This window comes from Mucilaginibacter sp. L3T2-6, assembly GCF_030519355.1.
In the GTDB taxonomy this organism is placed as follows: domain Bacteria; phylum Bacteroidota; class Bacteroidia; order Sphingobacteriales; family Sphingobacteriaceae; genus Mucilaginibacter.
This window is the reverse complement of record NZ_JAUMKC010000024.1, coordinates 60,632-78,666: the sequence shown is the minus strand read 5'-3', so window position 1 is coordinate 78,666 and position 18,035 is coordinate 60,632. Positions and strand designations below refer to the sequence as shown.

Below are 18,035 nucleotides of genomic sequence, written 5' to 3'. Positions count from 1 at the left end.
AATGAAACAAACTTATACTAACATACAGGAATTTGCGGAAGGCCAGCTTCTGCTTGTTAACAAACCCTATAAATGGACCAGCTTTGACGTTGTCGGTAAAATACGCAATGCCTTTAAGCCGCTAAAATTAAAGGTAGGTCATGCCGGCACGCTTGACCCGCTGGCTACCGGCCTGCTCATTATTTGTACCGGCAAAATGACTAAACAGATCGATACCTTCCAGGCGCAGGAAAAGGAATATACGGGCACGATGATCCTGGGCGCGACTACGCCATCATACGACATGGAAACCGAAGCCGACCGGCAATTTGATATCAGTCAGATCACAGAAGAACAGATAAAGACAAACTGCGCACAATTTATTGGCGAAATTGGCCAATACCCCCCTGCGCATTCTGCCATTAAAGTTGATGGCGAGCGTTTATATGAAAAAGCACGCCGCGGCGAAGACGTAGAGCTTAAGCTGCGTACCGTTACCATCACCGAATTTGAGATAACCCATGTTGCCCTGCCCGAAATCAATTTCAGGGTGGTATGCAGCAAAGGAACTTATATCCGTTCGCTGGTACATGATTTTGGCAAAGCGCTTAATAATGGCGCATACCTTTCCAGATTAAGAAGAACACGCAGCGGAGATTACAAAGTTGATGATGCCTGGGAAGTAATGGAGCTGGTGAATACAATAAGAAGTTTGAAAGAAACTGCCTGAATCCGAATTTATTGATTTTACGAATGCCTGGAATTTTAAAATTGAAATCCGATAAGTTCTTCAATTCCAAAAATTCGGGTTCAGACGTTATATTTGCTGCCTATGCGCATCTACCATCATATTGATGAATTTACCCGGTTAGATAATGCCGTTGTTACCATTGGCACTTTCGACGGCGTACATACCGGCCACCGTAAAATCATTGCTGATTTAAAACAGCTTGCAGCCGAAACTAACGGCGAAACGGTATTGCTTACCTTTTTTCCGCACCCGCGAATGATACTGCACCCGGAAGATGAGAGCATTAAGATGATCAATACCATTGGCGAAAAGGCGGAAATGCTGGAAGAACTGGGCATTGACCATTTGATCATTACGCCTTTCTCGCGCGACTTTTCCAACCAGAGTGCCGAGGAATATATCCGCGATGTGCTGGTGAATAAGATCGGCACCAAAAAAATAGTGATCGGCTATGACCATCGCTTTGGTAAAGACCGCCAGGGCGGCCTGAGCGATTTGCAGCGACTTGGCCCTGCGTTTGGCTTTGATGTGATAGAGATACCCGAACAAGATATTTATGAAGTTGCCGTTAGCTCAACCCGCATTCGTGAGGCGCTGCTGAATGGTGCTATTGAACTTGCTAATACCTTTTTAAGCTATCCGTTTTTTATTACGGGCCGGGTAGTGCGCGGAGACCAGATCGGCCGTACCATAGGCTACCCTACGGCCAATATCGTTATCAGCGAAAAGTATAAGCTTATCCCTGTTGATGGCATTTTTGCCGTAAAGGTTAAAATAGATGGCGAGAGTTATGGGGGCATGGCCTACATCGGCACACGGCCAACCATTAACGGCGTGCGGCGTAATATCGAGGTGAATATTTTTAATTTCGACCGTGAGATCTATAACCAGGAAATCCGCATGGAGTTTTACAACTTTGTGCGCGACGATATGAAGTTCGACTCGCTTGATGCCCTTAAGGAGCAAATACGCAAGGATAAGCTGGATGTGGAAGCGCTGCTGGGAGGTATATAAGTCCATGGCCCATAGCCGATAGGCCATAGCTAAACATCAATAATATATTTTTTTAACTAACATTTTCTATATTTAACAAATTGTTAAACTATGGTCTATGAACCATAGACTATGGACTACTGATGCTCAATCTGGATAAACAGGAAAGCGAATTTTTAAACCGCGCTATTAAGCACTGGCAGGATAACAACCTGGTGGACGCAGATACCGCTGAAAAATTGCGCTCCTCATACGAGGTAAAGGGCTTTGACTGGATGCGGCTGGCTAAATATTCATTCTGGATAGCACTCGTGTGCGGATTTATTGCAGTTGGCTCCCTTATTATCGACGATTCTGTTATCCGCTGGCTTAAACGCTTATATTATACTCCAGATGTCGTTATCGCCATATTAGCAGGCATCCTTGCAGTTGCACTGTTTTATTTCGGCAGGCGCTGGGAGAAAAAATATCCTGAAAAAGTTTTCAGCAACGAAGCTATAATTTTCAGCGGCGTATTGTCAACAGCGTGCTGCATAGCCTACCTGGGCAAAACCTTTGATAACGGTTCAGGGCACTATTCGCTGTTATTTTTATTGTCGGTATTTGTATATGGCGTGCTGGCTTATCGAATGGAGTCGCGGCTGATCTGGCTGTTTGCACTGGTATCGCTGGGCAGCTGGTTTGGTACAGAATCCGGCTACCAAACCCACTGGGCCGATTACTTTTTGGGAATGAACTACCCGCTGCGCTTTGTGCTGTTCGGGTTGGTCTGTTTAGCGGCAATTTACCTGCTTAAAAACCGCAAATGGTTTGCCTTGTTCTGGGAGATCACCTATATAGTCGGCTTACTGTACCTGTTTGTATCGCTGTGGCTGCTGAGCATTTTTGGCAACCTCGGCAACATCGATAGCTGGTGGCATATCAAACAAATCAGCCTGTTTTATTGGGGGATCATCACTGCTGTGGTGGCCGGTGGCTTTCTATTGCTTGGTTTGAAAACAAAAGACGTTATAGCCCGCGAGTTCGGCATAACATTCCTGCTGATATTCATCTACACCAAATACTTCGAGTACTTTTGGGAACATACTAACAAAGCTTTATTCTTTGCAATTCTCGGTGCTTCCTTCTGGCTGATAGGAAGGAAAGCGGAGAAGATCTGGAATTTCAGAAGTGCCCATGGTTGAGAGCTCATAGTTCAAAGCTACTGCACCTATCGCATTACCCCTTATGAACAGATATCAAATATATCTGCTTTACAATATGATACACGGCAAAACCAAAAAACAATACTGCAATACCGGTATTTACCAGCCGTGTACTTAAAGCAAATTTTTTCTGGATATAGCGTGCAAAATGGGCATACATAAACAGCGCTAAAAAAGCTCCGGCAGCTGCGCCGATACTGAAAATTACCAGGGCTACCCTGCCGTCTTCAATCCATTGGTGGGTGATAAGATAAGTGCCTGTTATCATCCAAAACGGAACCTGCATGGGGTTAACAAAGCCAAGAAGTATACCATACCGTATACTTTCTTTATCAGAATAATTGGATTGGGGCGGCCTGTTGCGGCGGATCCAGGTAATGACGCCCAATACGCCGAATAATACCACCATTATCCAATCGATGACCATGTCCAGCCGCACTTCGGCGCTCAGCCAGCGGGCGGCATGCATAATAAAGTAAGTAAAAAAGAATTCGACGGACGAAAAAGCGGTGATAAACATCAGCGCCTGTTTCATTCCCCGGTTGATAGTAAGCTGCACCACCGTCAAATTAATGTTCCCCGGCGGGATATAACCGATGGCATTTGCTATTAACCCGATGAAGAATGTTAAAATCAGCATTTATCTAAAGATAGCAGGATTATATGAGTGGGAGGTTAAATATCCAATAAAGGCCTAAAAAGAAATATCGAACACCGAATATCCAATATCGAATAATGAAGTTTACTTCAGTGTTCGATATTCAAAATTCGTTATTCGATATTATTTTCTTTACACCTCCTCCACTTCGCTATTCGGTGTGGACACCTCAGGTGTTTCGCGTTTAAAGTAGCGTTTCTGGAATAATAATATGGCAATTACGCCCACCGATATGGATGCATCGGCAAGGTTAAATATCGGCTCAAAAAACTCGAATGGCTGCCCGCCCCAAAAAGGTACCCAGCCCGGATAAGTGCCCTTAAACAACGGAAAATAGAACATATCTACCACACGGCCCTCAAAAATATGGCCGTTCTGGTATATCAGTCCATAAAAGGTAGAATCGATGATATTGCCCAGCGCGCCGGCAAATATCAGCGCTACGCACATAATCAATCCGCGGTGGTATTTGTGTTTAATCAGGTAAACCAGGCCATAGCCTATGCCCGCAACGGCTACAATGCGAAAAATGGTTAAAACCAGCTTCCCGATCTTGCCGCCCAGCTCCCAGCCAAAGGCCATACCGTTATTTTCGGTATAGCGCAGCATGCCATGGTTGCCTAAAAAGTGTATTTCCGAAGTAAAATCCATGTGCGTGCGTACCCAGGTTTTTATCAACTGGTCTGCAAGCACAATTATTGCAGCAACAATAAAAGGTTTGTAATAAGCTGCCTTCATTTACTGCTTCAGTTTGGCTTCCATGCTCAGGGTAGTATGCGGCACGGCACGCAGGCGTTCCTTAGGTATAAGCTTACCGGTTTCGCGGCAAACACCGTAGGTTTTGTTCTCAATGCGCACCAGGGCAGCTTCCAGCTGCTCAATGAACTTTTTCTGGCGTGCAGCCAGCTGGTTTATCTGCTCTTTCTCTAAAGTAGCCGAGCCGTCTTCCAGCGTTTTATAGGTACCGGCGGTATCGTCAGTGCCGTTAGCGTTAGGCGAGCTAAGCGACGTTGCAAGCGCATTCAGTTCTTCTTTGGCACTACGCAGTTTTTCCAGGATAATGCCTTTAAATTCCTGCAGGTCCGATTCAGAGTACCTGGTTTTTTCGGTTTCTTGTTTCATTTAAATTTTACTAATAACAATCAAAATTTCATTCCCGTCTATCTCGACTAAGTCACCCTCATTAAGCTCATTATCAAGCACAATGCTATCCGCCAAAATTTCGGCGCAAATATAGGATAAATTATTATTTACGGCTCCGCTGATAAATGGATGGTTGCTGAGCCTTACGTTTATCTTATCGGTAACTTCAAATTCTTTACTCTTGCGCAGGTTCTGTATGCGGTTGATCAGCTCGCGCGAGATTCCCTCCTGTTTAAGTTCGTCGGTTATGGTAACATCCAAAGCCACGGTTAGTTTGCCTAAATTTGCAACCTGCCAGCCCGGTACATCCTCCGCGATAATCTCCACATCGGTAAGGTTGATCAAATGCTGTGTCGGTAACAAAAAGTCGCCTTTGTCCTCCAGCATCGAGATATCTTCTTGGCTCATGGCGGTAATAGCTTCGGCCACTACTTTCATGTCCTTGCCTACCTTGGCGCCGAGGGCCTTGAAGTTTGGTTTGATCTTCTTTTTAATGAAACCGGCAGTATCGGTAATGTACTCGATAGCTTTGATGTTGGTTTCAGAAAGTATCAAATCCTTCACCTGCTCCACCTGCTTCTTAAAGTTTTTATCCAGTATCGGCAGCAATATTTTGCTCAGCGGCTGACGAACGTTGATGCTCACTTTTTTACGGAGCGACAGCACCAGCGACGATATATCCTGCGCCATCTGCATACGCTCTTCCAGCGCCCCGTTTACCAAATCTTCATGATATTCAGGGAAGTAAGCCAGGTGCACCGACTCAAAATCTTCTTTTTGAGTAACGCTGTTTAAATCGTTGTACAACCTGTCAGCAAAGAATGGCGCAATTGGCGACATTAATTTTGCGATGGTAACCAGGCAGGTGTATAATGTTTGGTAGGCCGATAGCTTATCGTCCGAGTTGTCCGATTTCCAGAAACGGCGGCGGCTCAGGCGCACATACCAGTTGCTGAGGTGCGCATCTACAAAATCCTGTATCGCGCGTGCAGCTTTGGTAGGCTCAAAATCGGCATAAAAGCCGTCAACTTCCTTACTCAGGGTATTCAACAGGCTTATGATCCATTGGTCTATCTCCGGCCTGTCACTTATCGCTATCTCGGCTTCGCTGTAGTTAAACTTATCGATGTTGGCATACATTACAAAGAACGAGTAGGTATTATACAGCGTTCCGAAGAATTTGCGCCTCACCTCGTCGATACCTTCCGGGTTAAACTTCAGGTTATCCCAGGGGGCTGCATTGCTGATCATGTACCAGCGGGGCGCATCGGCGCCAAATTTCTCTATGGTTTCAAACGGGTCAACGCCGTTGCCTAAACGCTTCGACATTTTGTTGCCGTTCTTATCCAGCACCAAACCGTTCGATATCACGTTTTTAAACGCCACACCCTTGTTACCCACTTCGGTATTAATGGCTTTTATCTCGTCGCTGGTTTCGCTCAGCATTACCGCTATGGCATGCAGGGTAAAGAACCAGCCGCGGGTTTGGTCTACACCTTCGGCAATGAAATCAGCCGGGTAGGCGTTTTTAAATTCTTCTTTATTTTCGAACGGGAAATGCCATTGAGCATAAGGCATGGCGCCGCTGTCAAACCAAACGTCGATCAGGTCAGATTCTCTATAATAGTAGTAAGCCTGACCATTATAAAATCTTGAAAAAATAATGTTGTCTACATATGGCCTATGGAGATCCATAGGAATGTTTTCATTTACAAAAAAATCTTCAACCGACGATGAGAATTTTTGAACAAGTATGTCCCTGTTAGGGCAGAAATCAATGAGATTCCTTAACTCCACAACGCCTTTCTGAATGTCAATCCGAAGCTGCTGAATAGCGGCATAATCTTCTTCACCGTCTTCGTCATTCGGAATTGACAGAAACTCCATTATTTCGGCTTCCGTGTGCTGAAGAAAATATTCTTTGGCTTTTTCAAAGTAAAAATATATTCCGTCCTTCTTTATTTGCTCGATACTGCCAATACAAATTTCCGGTTGTGGGATGTATTTAGCATCGCTCCTCCATATTGGAAGCGGTGTGCCCCAATAACGCGAGCGCGACAAATTCCAGTCCACCAGGTTTTCCAGCCAGTTGCCGAAACGTCCAGCACCGGTTGATTCCGGTTTCCAGTTGATGGTTTTGTTCAGCTCCACCATTTTATCCTTAACGGCGGTGGTACGGATAAACCAGCTGTCGAGCGGATAGTATAATATCGGCTCGTCGCTGCGCCAGGAGTGCGGGTAGCTGTGCTCGTATTTCTTTACGTCGAAAGCCTTGTTCTCGGTCTTCAGCTTGATAGATATCAAAACATCGGTCGGCTTAAAACCTTCGGCTTCGCGTTCTTCTTTGGTATAATATTCTTCCTTAACGTAACGGCCGGCAAAATCGGTAACCTCGTCCACAAATTTGCCCTGCTTGTTTACCAGCGGCACATCTTTGCCAAACTCGTCCTTCACCATTACCGACGGTACGTTGTTTTCTTTACAGGCCCTGAAGTCGTCCGCACCAAAAACAGAGGCAGTGTGAACGATGCCGGTGCCGTCTTCGGTGGTTACGAAGTCGGCAGGGATAACGCGGAAGGCGTTTTTCTCCAGGTCTTCGTTGATGACGTAGGGCAGCAGCTGGTAGTAATGCAAGCCAACCAGATCCGAACCTTTGTAGGCGCCTTTAACTTCCCACGGGATAACCTTGTCGCCGCCTTTATAATCGGCAAACGATGCGTTTTCGCCTTCGGCTTTAAAGTGCTTTCCCACCAGATCCTTAGCCAGTATTACTGTTATCGGCAAATAGGTGTATGGGTTAAAGGTGGTTATTTTTACGTAGTCAATCTTCTCGCCAACGGCCAGGGCGCAGTTTGCAGGAAGCGTCCACGGGGTGGTCGTCCAGGCTAAAATGAAAAGGTCGCCGGTGATGTTTTCAAATAAAAACTCCGAATCCTTATCCCTTTTCACCTTAAACTGCGCGGTGATGCTGGTGTCCTTCACCATCTTGTAGGTGCCCGGCTGGTTCAGCTCGTGCGAGCTTAATCCGGTGCCCGATTTGGGCGAATATGGCTGTACGGTGTAGCCTTTATACAAAAGCCCTTTATCATGAAACTGCTTCAGTATCCACCAAAGCGACTCGATGTATTCATTTTTATAGGTAACATAAGGGTTCTCCAAATCAACCCAGTAACCCATCTTTTCGGTGAGGTCGTTCCAGATGTCGGTGTAGCGCATTACCTCCTTGCGGCAGGCGTCGTTGTAATCTTTTACCGAGATCTTTTTGCCGATGTCGTCCTTGGTGATGCCTAAAGCCTTTTCAACCGCCAGCTCGATAGGCAGGCCGTGCGTGTCCCAGCCGCCCTTGCGCTTTACCTGGTAGCCCTTCAAAGTTTTGTAGCGACAAAAAATATCTTTTATGGCGCGCGCCATTACGTGGTGAATGCCGGGCATGCCATTGGCAGACGGCGGCCCCTCGTAAAACGTGTACGGATTACCGGCCGGGCGACTGCTGATGCTCTTTTCAAAGATGTTGTTCTGCTGCCAAAACTCCAGTACATCCTTGCCTGTTTGCGATAAGTTTAAAGCTTTATATTCCTTGTACATCAGTAAATTCCACCTCAAATTTTAGAGGCTGCAAATTTAGGGAATTTTAATTTAAATAGGGAGGGCTTGAGGGATAATTGTGGGTTGGGTAGCCCTTACGCTGGCGCACGCGTGTCGCGTGTGCCTTAGTTAGGTTAGCGGGATGAGCACACGCCGCATGTGTGCTTTAGTTGATTGACAGGTTGTGAGTTTGGTAGAAACGGGGTTAGCGGGATGAGCACGCGCCGCTTGTGTGCGCCAGCGCGTTATCGGCAACCAGCATTAAACTTGATTGTATTTTTCATTGCTGGCGCACGCGTGCCGCGTGTGCTTTAGTTGATTGACAGGTTGTAAGTTTGGTAGAAACGGGGTTAGCGGGATGAGCACACGCCGCATGCGTGCGCCAGCGCGTTAGCGGCAACCAGCATTAAACTTGATCGTATTTTTCATAAATCTGTATAGCTTTATGTTTTTAAGAATTGCCGTGAGCAGAAAATATAAGTTTTTAGAAAAGGACGGGCTGTACTTCGTAAGCTTCGCTACAGTAAATTGGATAGATGTATTTGTAAGGCCGGATTACTGCGAAATAATCACTGACAGCTTGAACTACTGCGTTAAGAACCTGGGTATGGAACTTTATTGCTGGTGCATAATGCCCAGCCACTTGCATTTGATTTATAGTGCCCGCGATAATAACCCGGAAATAATATTAGGGCGTTTTAAAGAACATACGTCCAAAGCACTGATAAAGGCAATCACCGCTAATATGCAGGAGTCGCGGCGTGAATGGCTCTTGTGGATGTTTAAAAGAGCGGCAGCAAAAAGCAGTAATGTAAGTAACCACCAGTTTTGGCAACACAATAATAAACCGATACAAATTTGGAGTGCTAATGTAATTGAGCAAAAGGCAGATTATTTACATTATAATCCCGTTGTAGCAGGTTTTGTTGCAGAACCCTGGTATTGGCGTTATTCCAGCGCTGTTGATTACTACACAGGTGTAAAGGGCTTAGTTGATATTTGCCTTTTATAATTTTTATTCGTGCTGGCGCAAACGTGTCGCGTGTGCCTTAGTCAGACAGTCTTGCATATAACCGATATATATATGTTGGCATAGGCACACGCGGCACGCGTGCGCCAGCGGCGGCGGGGAGGCGGCGGCGGGCGGCGGGCGGCGGGGAGGCGGGGAGGCGGGGGCGGCGGGGAAAGCGGTTTTGATAGAATATTTTCAAAGGTAACAGGCGTTATAGTTACAAACAAATAAATCACATTTAAAAGAATTTGAATTTTTATAAGTCGACAATGAAGTTAATTGAACTCGCAAATGTGCCACAGATGGATACCGGTGCACCGTCTCCTACCATTATTGCCAATGACAATAATCTGTATGTTACGTATAATAAAATGACATCTCGATCATGCGTAACAGAGGAAAACGTGCAAAAAAAAAATAAAATCCTCGTAGTGAAATTTAATAATTGTTTACAATTTAGCTTTGGTTTACCAAGCGACGAAACTATATCGGGGCATCGTTATTACGGACTTGGCTTAGCCTCTTATGCTGTTTATGAATTATTAAATTCTGACCTGATTGATGAACTAAAGCATATTGAAGCTGTCCATCCGTATTTTAATAACGAGAAGTATGAGACGTACAAACATTATATCATAACTTTTCACGAAAAAACCTTTGAATGCGTTGCTGAAGGATATGAATTACAAGAGAAAGATGAATCGCTTTATTCTACGTCCGGTTTAATATTAGATCAAATATTTTAAAAACTGTAGTTGTTGTGTCACTTAGTCAGACAGTATTGCGTGTGACCGATTATATATGTTGGCATAGCCACACGCCACACGCGTGCCCCGGACGCTGGCGCACGCGTGCCGCGTGTGCTTTAGTCAGACAGTCTTGCGTGCGACCAATTATATATGTTGGCATAGCCACACGCGACACGCGTGCGCCAGCGGCGGTGGGTTTATCTCATTTCATATATGAAAGGTCAGCACCGAAAAATGAAGCCATTACAACAATTCCTACCTTTGTCAAAAAAAGCTCTCTATGGAACCCATTCCCGTCTTTTACGATGAAGTAGACCGCAGCGCTGTCGCCATAAAGCCGAAACAGCCATTTCTTGACTGGACCAATGCATTAACTCCTGATTTTCCGCAAACAGAAAGCCTTGGGATAATTTATCTGGTAAAAATGATGGATGACAATAAAGCCGTGGAGACATGGCTCAAAAAGAATTACAAAAAAATCTTCGAAAACGAGCTGAACGGGCAAAGTACAGTCGAAGAAGACTGGCCCACAAAGCGCGACTGGAAATTATTTAACGAATGGTTTGACTATAGCGTCCACCCGCTTGTCGTTGATATCCTGGAGGGGCCTGTTAAAAAATATTAAACCGTATGCTGGGGTTTAATCTTCCCCTAAATACTTTTGCTCCAGCTGTTTATTAGCCCTGGCACCCAGTCCTTTAATTTTTTCGGCGGTTTTAATGAGGTTGCCGGAGCCATCGCTTAGCTTATTCAGAGCACTGTCATAAGCGGTTTGGCTTTGGCGCAGGTTTTTGCCGATGCCTTCCATATCACCTACAAAGCCTACAAACTTATCGTACATCGCCCCGCTCAGGCGGGCAATTTCCAGCACATTGCGGTTCTGGCGCTCCTGTTTCCACATACTGGCGATGGTACGCAGCGTTGCCAGCAAAGTTGAAGGACTTACTATCACCACCCGCTTATCCCAGGCATCGTTAAACAATTCGGCATCGATCTGTACCGCAATGCTGAATGACGATTCAATAGGAATAAATAGCAATACAAAATCAGGCGAGTTGATCTGGTATAGATCGTGGTAATTTTTTGCCGAAAGGCCGTTTACATGTCCGCGTATCGATTCCACATGCGCTTTGGAGAATAACTTGCGCTCCTCGTCAGTTTCGCAATTTACCAGTCGGTCGTAGGCTACGAGCGAAACTTTGGAGTCAACGATCAAGTGTTTGTCGTCCGGTAAATCGATAACGGCATCGGGTTGCATACGTATGCCGTCCGGACCGGTTATACTGGCCTGCAGGCGGTATTCGCGGTCTTTCACCAGGCCCGAACGTTCCAGCACCTTTTCCAGGATTACCTCGCCCCAGTTGCCCTGCTTTTTATTATCGCCTTTCAGGGCGCGGGTAAGGTTCTGCGCCTCGCTGCTGATGAGCTTGTTTAGATCCATCAGTTGTGTGATAACGCCTTTCAGCGTATTGCGCTCGGCGGCCTCCATGTTGTAAACCTTCTCAACCTTTTCTTCAAAGGCCCTGATGTTTTCTTTTAGCGGGTTCAGTAAAATGTCGAGGCTGGTGCGGTTGGTCTCTACAAACTTCTGCGATTTTTCGTCGAGCAGCTTGCCTGCAATGTTTTGGAACTCGAGTTGGAAGTCCTTACGGATCTGCTCCACTTCAATTTTTTGCTCCTGTATTTTCTCCTGCTGCGATTTATAATAGGCGCGTGCATTTTCAAGTGTTTGATTAGCGGTTGCCAGTTGTGAGCGCTCATAAGCCAACTCATCCAGCAGGCGGGCCTTTTCGGCCTGCAACAGTATTGTAATGCTTTCTTTTTCAGCGATAAGTCCGGCAGCGTATTGTCCGGCTTTGGCGAGTTCTATTTGTAACGATTGGTTTTCGTTCTTCAGGCGATTGAAGTCGTCCAAAGCAATGCCGTTTGGCGAAACCGGCTTTTTCAGGAATAAAATTACGGCAACAACCAATACCAATATTGCAGCTGCTAATATGTACATATCCATAATAATAACAATTTTAGCAAAAAATAACTAAGATTTTTAGGATTAATTTATTTTGGGATTTCCCCCCTGCTCAATATTGGCCGATTGACAATAACACAAGTGTACAGGCATAATCGGTTTTAATGCCCCGCTCATTAGCCAACCGGCGTAGTTCTGAATTTTCGGTACCCGGGTTAAAGATGATACGGTTGGGATTGGTGGCCAGGATATAATCATACAGTCCGGACTGATGAGACGGGCCTACGTAAAGGGTTATGGTATCAATGTCGTCGTGAATGGTTTCGGGCTTTTCTATCGGCACACCGGCGACTTCACCGTCTTTTAACCCCACATTTACAATAGTGTGCCCGGCACGTACCAATCTATTGGCCGCGAGGTTGGCATACCGGCCTTCATTTGGCGTAGCGCCCAGTATAAGCGTTTTTTTATTCATGGGATTTCACCGATTTAGCTTTTGATTTAATAACGACTTCCCTTACAGTTAATGATTATGTATTGATTGTTTTACGTTAGGCAGACTATTCAATTTGTTAGCCATTAATTATCCTTACCAGCAGGGCGATTTGCCCCGAATGGTATATATGGTGCTGAATCAATCCGCGTACCAAAGCTTCGTGACTTACACCTGTGCCTTGTTCGCGATTACGCTCGTCGAGTATCGGCTCGCTCCATTGTTCTTCGGGGAAAGTCCGGATAAGATGCACAAGGTTTACATTCACGAGCTTAAAATCATTAACAAACTGCTGCCATTTTTGTTCGTCGGGCGCACCTGGGTCGGGCCAGTCGCCGCTGGAGGGCAGGCCGGCTGTCATACCATTCAGCCTGTCCATTACTTCTTCTGTCCATGCCAGCATGTGCAGCAAAATGCCGGCAATGGTGTGCACCGAGCCGGCAGGTTTTTCGTAGGCGGTTTCGAAGTTTACCTTTCCCAATATTTTGTACACCGGATCGCCATACCAGGCATCGCCTGATAGTGCTTGTTCCAGCTCGTTACTTAGAGTTTCAGAGATGCTCATACTAAATGATTTTTGATGCCGCAACGGCGCAGTTAATACCATCAATAGCCGCAGAAATTATGCCACCTGCATAACCTGCGCCTTCGCCGCATGGAAATAAACCGGCTACCTGCGGATGCTGCAGGGTTTCCTTATCCCTTGGCACCTTTACGGGTGACGAGGTACGCGATTCAACGCCTACTAAAATAGCCTCGTTGGTATAATATCCCTTCATCTTTTTTCCGAAAACAGGAAGTGCTTTACGTAGCCGCTCATTTATCCAGCGAGGCAGCACTTCTTTCAGCTCAATAGATTTAGTGCCGGGCAGGTACGAGTTTACAGGTAAATCTGTCGACAACCGGTTCTCCGCAAAATCAACCATTCGCTGGCCGGGGGCTACCAATTTGCCGCCACCCGCAATAAACGCCGCTTTTTCAACCTGCTGCTGAAAGCGCAGCATGCGCAGCGGGTCTTTTTCATCTCCTTTAACGTCTTCTAAATTTACCTGCACCACTGTGCCCGAATTTGCAAAGGGATTATTCCGTTTGGAGGGACTCCAGCCGTTCACCACTATTTCATTTTCTTCCGTTGCACAGGGTGCTATTATACCTCCGGGACACATACAGAAGGAAAATACCCCCCGGTTATCCACTTGCTCCACCAAACTGTAATAGGATGGCGGCAGATACGGCCCGCGGTGTTCACAATGGTACTGCGCCTGGTCGATGATTTCCTGCGGGTGTTCAATGCGCACCCCGAGGGCAAATGGTTTGGCCTCAATTAATATGTTTTGCCGGTGCAGCATCTCAAAAATATCGCGGGCGGAATGACCGGTTGCCAGTATCACCGCATTGGCTGCTATTTTATCGCCGCCAATAAGCTCCACCCCTTTCACCTTTCCAGGCTCAACCAGCAGGCTGGTCACTTTAGCATCAAAATGCACTTCACCTCCGGCATTTAAAATGCTTTCTTTTATTGCGGTGATTATCTGCGGCAGTTTATTGGTGCCTATATGCGGGCGGGCGTCAATTAAAATATCCCGGGGCGCACCATGGGCGACAAATGTTTTCAATACCGCATTTACATCGCCACGCTTGGTTGAGCGGGTGTACAGCTTGCCATCCGAATAAGTGCCTGCCCCGCCCTCGCCAAAGCAATAGTTCGATTCGGGGTTTACTACGCCCTGTTTGTTGATATTGGCTAAATCGCGGCGGCGCTGCTTTACGTCTTTGCCGCGCTCTACAATTATAGGCTTTAAACCCAACTCAATGCACTGCAAAGCTGCAAACAGCCCGGCGGGCCCTGCGCCGATAATGACAACTGGCTTAGCGGATTTTACATCCGGATACTTTACAGTAAATATTTCCGGGGCGCAGGTCTCATCGATGAATACCTGTACCTGCATACGGTAGACCACCTTACGCCCCCGGGCATCAATAGATCGCTTCAGTATTTTTATACCGGATATTTTTTGAGGAGATGTCCTCAGCGTTGCTGCTGCAATTCTTTTTAATGCAGCGTCATCTTCATGCTGTCCTGGCGGACAAACTATTTCAGTTTCCTTTACCATGCTGTTGCCGGGTTTTTATCCCGGATGATGCAAAGTTAGGGAAAATGTCTGACGTGCTTTGTGGCATTCAAACAATCCTCTTTACGCCCGGAATTAACACCAGCACCGATGCCAGCAGGAAACTGCCGGCAACAGCAAGCGGGGCAACTACCAATAACTTCAGTGCAGGTTCGATACTCCATTTAAAAAATACCAGCGTAAGCGAAATAACCAGCAGCGGATGAAAAATATATACCGCAAACGCCCGGCGCGATAAGCTGTCCCAAAACGGCGAACTGTTATTCCACGATCGTTTGCCCTTGGCTGTAAGGGCGACGATTATACCAAAGCCTGTCAGCTGTTCCCAAAGTGCAAGCACAAACGCCGGCCAGTGCCAGCCGCCGTTAAACCAATCGAACGGGAATTTTAAAACTTTAACACCGATAAATAGTATAGGGAATACAACAAAGACCATCAGCAAAGCCAGGGTTAAACCACTTCGGCCTTGTTTATCTGCAATACTGTCGGGCCATTTACGTTTTGACGCCAAAATGCCTGCAGCAAATAAAGCGATATATTGCGGGAAGTATGCCAGCTGAAAGCCAACCGGCTTCAGCACCCAGCCCAACGGGAAAATTAATCTCACCAGAAAAGAAACTATGCCGATTCCAGCTGCAAAAAGCACGATATGCCTAAACTTGATTTTTTGCGGCCGGTCATCATTTGGGGGAGTGAGTGTATTCCAGCCAACATAAATCAACGTAAATAAAAGCAGCGCCGCTACAAACCACAGTACGCCGAAGTCTATCCAGTTATCATACCCGCTGATGTATTGCAAAAGGGTAATATGCTTGCCATAGCCCCAGTAATATATCATGTAATTCATGAGCGGACCAAGCACAAATGAATAAAAAACTAATGGTATTCCTAACCGTATGATACGGTCGGCAATAAACTTTTCAGGACCTTTTTTCTTTAAAGACGACGGCATAAAATACGCCGACAGAAAAAAGAAAAATCCCATAAAAAATGATTGATTCACCGCGACAAACAGCGTCATCGGTATTTTAGCTATCTCATTAGTTGTTTTTTGGTAAAAATACCAGCCACCTGGCGCGCCATAAGTAATAAATGTATGATGAAGGATAACCAGTATGGTCATGAGGACTTTCAGGCGGTCGATATAAGCGATTTTGGTTTTGGACGGAGCCACGGCTTTTTGCATAACCGAATTTAAACTATTTACCCGTCATCTGGTCAAACGAATGCAAATATCAACTTGTTCATGCCTGTTATTTAGATATTTAGTACATTAACCTTATGATAAACAAATACAAATTTTTCCTTTCGATATTAGTGGCGCTGTCACTTTTAAAGAATGCATCTGCACAAAATAACTTTAAAAAACTGGACAACTGGATGGCCGGTAACACCCGCGAAATGGGCGGCCGCAGCATTTTAGTGCTTTATAAGGATGGCAAGATCATTTATAACCACTCCGAAAGTGAAATGAACCTGCGCCAAAAAATGGCGGTGAGGTATGTTGCCCGCCGGCAAGGCAATACGGCCGATATGAGCGATTATACACTCACCACCCGCCTGCGCATCGCCAGTTGCAGCAAATGGCTGAGCGCGGCCCTGGTGATGACTTTTATTGATGATGGCAAATTAAAGCTAACTGATACAGTAGGGAAATACCTGCCGGTTTTGTCGGCAAACGGCAAGGGTAAAATAACCATCAGCCAGTGCCTTTCGCACCTTACCGGCATTAAAGCACCTGAATTAAAGGAAAATCTGGAGGAAATGCGCAATGCCAACAGTATGGACGACGCAATTGCCGAGATAGCCAAAATGCCGATGGAAGGACAACCCGGTAAGGTTTTCCATTACAGCAACGTAGGTTTACAGATCGCCGGGGCGATAGTGGAAAAGATCAGCGGCAAAAGTTTTGAAACCCTGTTTGCCGAACGGATAGCCCAACCCGTTGGTATGAGAAACACAGATTTTGGCAAAGGCAAGGTTGCCCTGCCCGCCGGGGGTGCATACAGTACGCCCGAAGATTACCTGAATTTTTTGGTGATGATAATGAACAAGGGCGTTTATAATGGTAAGCGGATACTGAGTGAAAGCAGTGTTGCCCAGATGCAAGTAAATCGAGTAACATCTGATGTAAAAATTGCCTATTCTCCAGCCGAAGCCAAAGGCCTGGGCTATGGTTTTGGAGAATGGACGATGGGCAGCAATGGGGTGAGCAGTCCAGGGCTTTTCGGCAGTTTCCCCTGGGTAAATAATGAGAAAAAATATTGCGGATTTTTAATGACCTTCTACATTAAAAATACCGGCCGTAATGAAAGATATATGGACCTGATGACCCTGGTGAATGAGGCGGTTGGGGAGTAATTACAGGATGATTAAATATATGCTTTGCGATACAAGTTTGCTATATTTACCTGACAATCAAGTCAAACCACCCCCTCGTTATGGATACAACCCCCAGCCAAAGCCGTAAAGCCATCGCAATTTTTCTGCTTATTACCTTTGCTATCAGCAGTATATATTATTTCCTGGTTATCCATACCGGCAAGCTGGGCAGCGGCTTCGGCTTGTACGTTACCGGGATAATGTGGGCGCCGGCACTTTCTGCGTTCGCCACGTGCCGTATATTGAACCGGAAAATTTCTGATTTAGGCTGGAGCTGGAATAAGCCGAAATATATGCTTTGGGCTTACCTGGTTCCTCTTCTTTATTCATTAATAGCCTACATTATTCTTTGGGTTGCCGGATGGGGCAGTTTTTATAACACAGCTTTCGTAAAGCAGGTATCGTCATCGTTTGGATGGAGCGGTTTACCGGACGGCGTCGTTATTTTTTTATACTTTATTTTTACGGGCACAATCGGCATGGCCGGCAGCCTGGCGACCGGCCTTGGCGAGGAAATCGGCTGGCGGGGATTTTTGGTGCCCGAAATGTACAAGATAACCGGCTATACTACCACTTCGCTGATAGTGGGCGCAATCTGGGCGCTATGGCATGTGCCAATTTTAGTTTTTGCCGATTATAACAGCGGAACACCGGCATGGTATGGCCTAAGCTGGTTCGCGGTAATGGTAATCAGTATCAGCTTTATTTTTACATGGTTTCGGTTAAAGTCCGGAAGTTTATGGACGGCCGCCATCCTTCATGCCAGTCACAATTTGTTTATTCAAAGTATTTTTACCCCGCTTACCCTCAGCAATGAAAAAACGAAGTACTATATAGATGAATTCGGCGCTGTGCTGGCTGTGGTAGCAGTAATTACCGCAATTTATTTTTGGACAAGACGGGGAGAGCTAAAAAAATAACTTGAACAAAGATCAGCCGCTCATATTACGATACGGCTAAAAAAATATAAACCCCAATCGGCTATCT

General features: G+C 45.9%; 17 protein-coding genes. 8 read left to right on the top strand and 9 right to left on the bottom strand.

Annotation, left to right across the window (positions count from 1 at the left end; translation table 11 throughout):
- The first annotated feature begins 1 nt into the window (after position 1).
- From truB to Q3W13_RS21485, 3 genes are all read left to right on the top strand, one after another.
- Positions 2–709 (top strand): tRNA pseudouridine(55) synthase TruB, encoded by a 708-nt coding sequence (gene truB / locus Q3W13_RS21495; RefSeq protein ID WP_302867443.1) that lies wholly within the window; start codon positions 2–4, stop codon positions 707–709.
- Positions 710–811: 102 nt separating this feature from the next.
- The gene (locus Q3W13_RS21490) at positions 812–1,744 is read left to right on the top strand and encodes a bifunctional riboflavin kinase/FAD synthetase (protein ID WP_302867442.1); all 933 of its coding nucleotides are present in this window, start codon (positions 812–814) and stop codon (positions 1,742–1,744) included.
- A 122-nt stretch (positions 1,745–1,866) separates the two neighbouring features.
- On the top strand, positions 1,867–2,907 hold the full coding sequence (locus tag Q3W13_RS21485) for a DUF2157 domain-containing protein (RefSeq protein WP_302867440.1): 1,041 nt from the start codon (positions 1,867–1,869) through the stop codon (positions 2,905–2,907).
- Between the two features lie 34 nt (positions 2,908–2,941).
- On the opposite strand, the gene Q3W13_RS21480 is transcribed toward Q3W13_RS21485, so the two are convergent.
- The 4 genes from Q3W13_RS21480 to ileS form a co-directional block, all read right to left on the bottom strand.
- Entirely contained in the window at positions 2,942–3,568 is a 627-nt protein-coding gene (locus tag Q3W13_RS21480) for a LysE family transporter (protein ID WP_302867439.1), read from the bottom strand.
- Between the two features lie 150 nt (positions 3,569–3,718).
- A complete protein-coding gene (locus tag Q3W13_RS21475; RefSeq protein WP_302867437.1) occupies positions 3,719–4,324 on the bottom strand; it encodes a lipoprotein signal peptidase in 606 nt (201 codons plus the stop codon).
- Positions 4,325–4,708, bottom strand: coding sequence for a TraR/DksA C4-type zinc finger protein (locus tag Q3W13_RS21470; RefSeq protein WP_302867436.1), 384 nt, complete (start codon positions 4,706–4,708; stop codon positions 4,325–4,327).
- Positions 4,709–8,314, bottom strand: coding sequence for an isoleucine--tRNA ligase (gene ileS, locus Q3W13_RS21465; protein WP_302867472.1), 3,606 nt, complete (start codon positions 8,312–8,314; stop codon positions 4,709–4,711).
- A 463-nt stretch (positions 8,315–8,777) separates the two neighbouring features.
- Between ileS and Q3W13_RS21460 the strand changes: the two genes are divergently transcribed.
- From Q3W13_RS21460 to Q3W13_RS21450, 3 genes are all read left to right on the top strand, one after another.
- Positions 8,778–9,326 carry a transposase gene (locus Q3W13_RS21460; protein WP_302867434.1) on the top strand — a complete coding sequence of 183 codons (549 nt, stop codon included), beginning with the start codon at positions 8,778–8,780 and terminating at the stop codon, positions 9,324–9,326.
- A 269-nt stretch (positions 9,327–9,595) separates the two neighbouring features.
- On the top strand, positions 9,596–10,072 hold the full coding sequence (locus Q3W13_RS21455) for a hypothetical protein (protein WP_302867431.1): 477 nt from the start codon (positions 9,596–9,598) through the stop codon (positions 10,070–10,072).
- 283 nt (positions 10,073–10,355) lie between these two features.
- Positions 10,356–10,700, top strand: a complete 345-nt coding sequence (locus Q3W13_RS21450) for a hypothetical protein (RefSeq protein ID WP_302867429.1) — start codon at positions 10,356–10,358, stop codon at positions 10,698–10,700.
- Between the two features lie 15 nt (positions 10,701–10,715).
- On the opposite strand, the gene rmuC is transcribed toward Q3W13_RS21450, so the two are convergent.
- From rmuC to Q3W13_RS21425, 5 genes are all read right to left on the bottom strand, one after another.
- Positions 10,716–12,083: a DNA recombination protein RmuC gene (rmuC, locus tag Q3W13_RS21445; protein ID WP_302867428.1), complete on the bottom strand. Its 1,368-nt coding sequence runs from the start codon at positions 12,081–12,083 to the stop codon at positions 10,716–10,718.
- A 70-nt stretch (positions 12,084–12,153) separates the two neighbouring features.
- Positions 12,154–12,516, bottom strand: a complete 363-nt coding sequence (locus Q3W13_RS21440) for a CoA-binding protein (RefSeq protein WP_302867426.1) — start codon at positions 12,514–12,516, stop codon at positions 12,154–12,156.
- Between the two features lie 97 nt (positions 12,517–12,613).
- A complete protein-coding gene (locus tag Q3W13_RS21435; RefSeq protein ID WP_302867423.1) occupies positions 12,614–13,099 on the bottom strand; it encodes a DinB family protein in 486 nt (161 codons plus the stop codon).
- A 1-nt stretch (position 13,100) separates the two neighbouring features.
- A complete protein-coding gene (locus tag Q3W13_RS21430) occupies positions 13,101–14,648 on the bottom strand; it encodes an NAD(P)/FAD-dependent oxidoreductase (protein WP_302867421.1) in 1,548 nt (515 codons plus the stop codon).
- A 67-nt stretch (positions 14,649–14,715) separates the two neighbouring features.
- A complete protein-coding gene (locus Q3W13_RS21425) occupies positions 14,716–15,852 on the bottom strand; it encodes an acyltransferase (RefSeq protein WP_302867420.1) in 1,137 nt (378 codons plus the stop codon).
- Between the two features lie 95 nt (positions 15,853–15,947).
- Here Q3W13_RS21425 and Q3W13_RS21420 point away from each other — a divergent pair, with 95 nt between their 5' ends.
- Both Q3W13_RS21420 and Q3W13_RS21415 read left to right on the top strand, forming a co-directional pair.
- Positions 15,948–17,027, top strand: a complete 1,080-nt coding sequence (locus tag Q3W13_RS21420; RefSeq protein ID WP_302867419.1) for a serine hydrolase — start codon at positions 15,948–15,950, stop codon at positions 17,025–17,027.
- An 80-nt stretch (positions 17,028–17,107) separates the two neighbouring features.
- Positions 17,108–17,968: a CPBP family intramembrane glutamic endopeptidase gene (locus Q3W13_RS21415; protein ID WP_302867416.1), complete on the top strand. Its 861-nt coding sequence runs from the start codon at positions 17,108–17,110 to the stop codon at positions 17,966–17,968.
- Positions 17,969–18,035: the final 67 nt, after the last annotated feature.

Excerpts from the sequence above, each read along its gene's own strand:
- Q3W13_RS21450 (WP_302867429.1), top strand. The coding sequence starts at position 10,356 with ATGGAACCCATTCCCGTCTTTTACGATGAAGTAGACCGCAGCGCTGTC.
- Q3W13_RS21415 (WP_302867416.1), top strand. The coding sequence starts at position 17,108 with ATGGATACAACCCCCAGCCAAAGCCGTAAAGCCATCGCAATTTTTCTG.
- Q3W13_RS21430 (WP_302867421.1), bottom strand. The coding sequence starts at position 14,648 with ATGGTAAAGGAAACTGAAATAGTTTGTCCGCCAGGACAGCATGAAGAT.
- Q3W13_RS21440 (WP_302867426.1), bottom strand. The coding sequence starts at position 12,516 with ATGAATAAAAAAACGCTTATACTGGGCGCTACGCCAAATGAAGGCCGG.
- Q3W13_RS21455 (WP_302867431.1), top strand. The coding sequence starts at position 9,596 with ATGAAGTTAATTGAACTCGCAAATGTGCCACAGATGGATACCGGTGCA.
- truB (WP_302867443.1), top strand. The coding sequence starts at position 2 with ATGAAACAAACTTATACTAACATACAGGAATTTGCGGAAGGCCAGCTT.
- Q3W13_RS21425 (WP_302867420.1), bottom strand. The coding sequence starts at position 15,852 with ATGCAAAAAGCCGTGGCTCCGTCCAAAACCAAAATCGCTTATATCGAC.
- Q3W13_RS21420 (WP_302867419.1), top strand. The coding sequence starts at position 15,948 with ATGATAAACAAATACAAATTTTTCCTTTCGATATTAGTGGCGCTGTCA.
- Q3W13_RS21470 (WP_302867436.1), bottom strand. The coding sequence starts at position 4,708 with ATGAAACAAGAAACCGAAAAAACCAGGTACTCTGAATCGGACCTGCAG.
- Q3W13_RS21480 (WP_302867439.1), bottom strand. The coding sequence starts at position 3,568 with ATGCTGATTTTAACATTCTTCATCGGGTTAATAGCAAATGCCATCGGT.
- Q3W13_RS21490 (WP_302867442.1), top strand. The coding sequence starts at position 812 with ATGCGCATCTACCATCATATTGATGAATTTACCCGGTTAGATAATGCC.
- ileS (WP_302867472.1), bottom strand. The coding sequence starts at position 8,314 with ATGTACAAGGAATATAAAGCTTTAAACTTATCGCAAACAGGCAAGGAT.
- Q3W13_RS21485 (WP_302867440.1), top strand. The coding sequence starts at position 1,867 with ATGCTCAATCTGGATAAACAGGAAAGCGAATTTTTAAACCGCGCTATT.
- Q3W13_RS21475 (WP_302867437.1), bottom strand. The coding sequence starts at position 4,324 with ATGAAGGCAGCTTATTACAAACCTTTTATTGTTGCTGCAATAATTGTG.
- rmuC (WP_302867428.1), bottom strand. The coding sequence starts at position 12,083 with ATGGATATGTACATATTAGCAGCTGCAATATTGGTATTGGTTGTTGCC.
- Q3W13_RS21435 (WP_302867423.1), bottom strand. The coding sequence starts at position 13,099 with ATGAGCATCTCTGAAACTCTAAGTAACGAGCTGGAACAAGCACTATCA.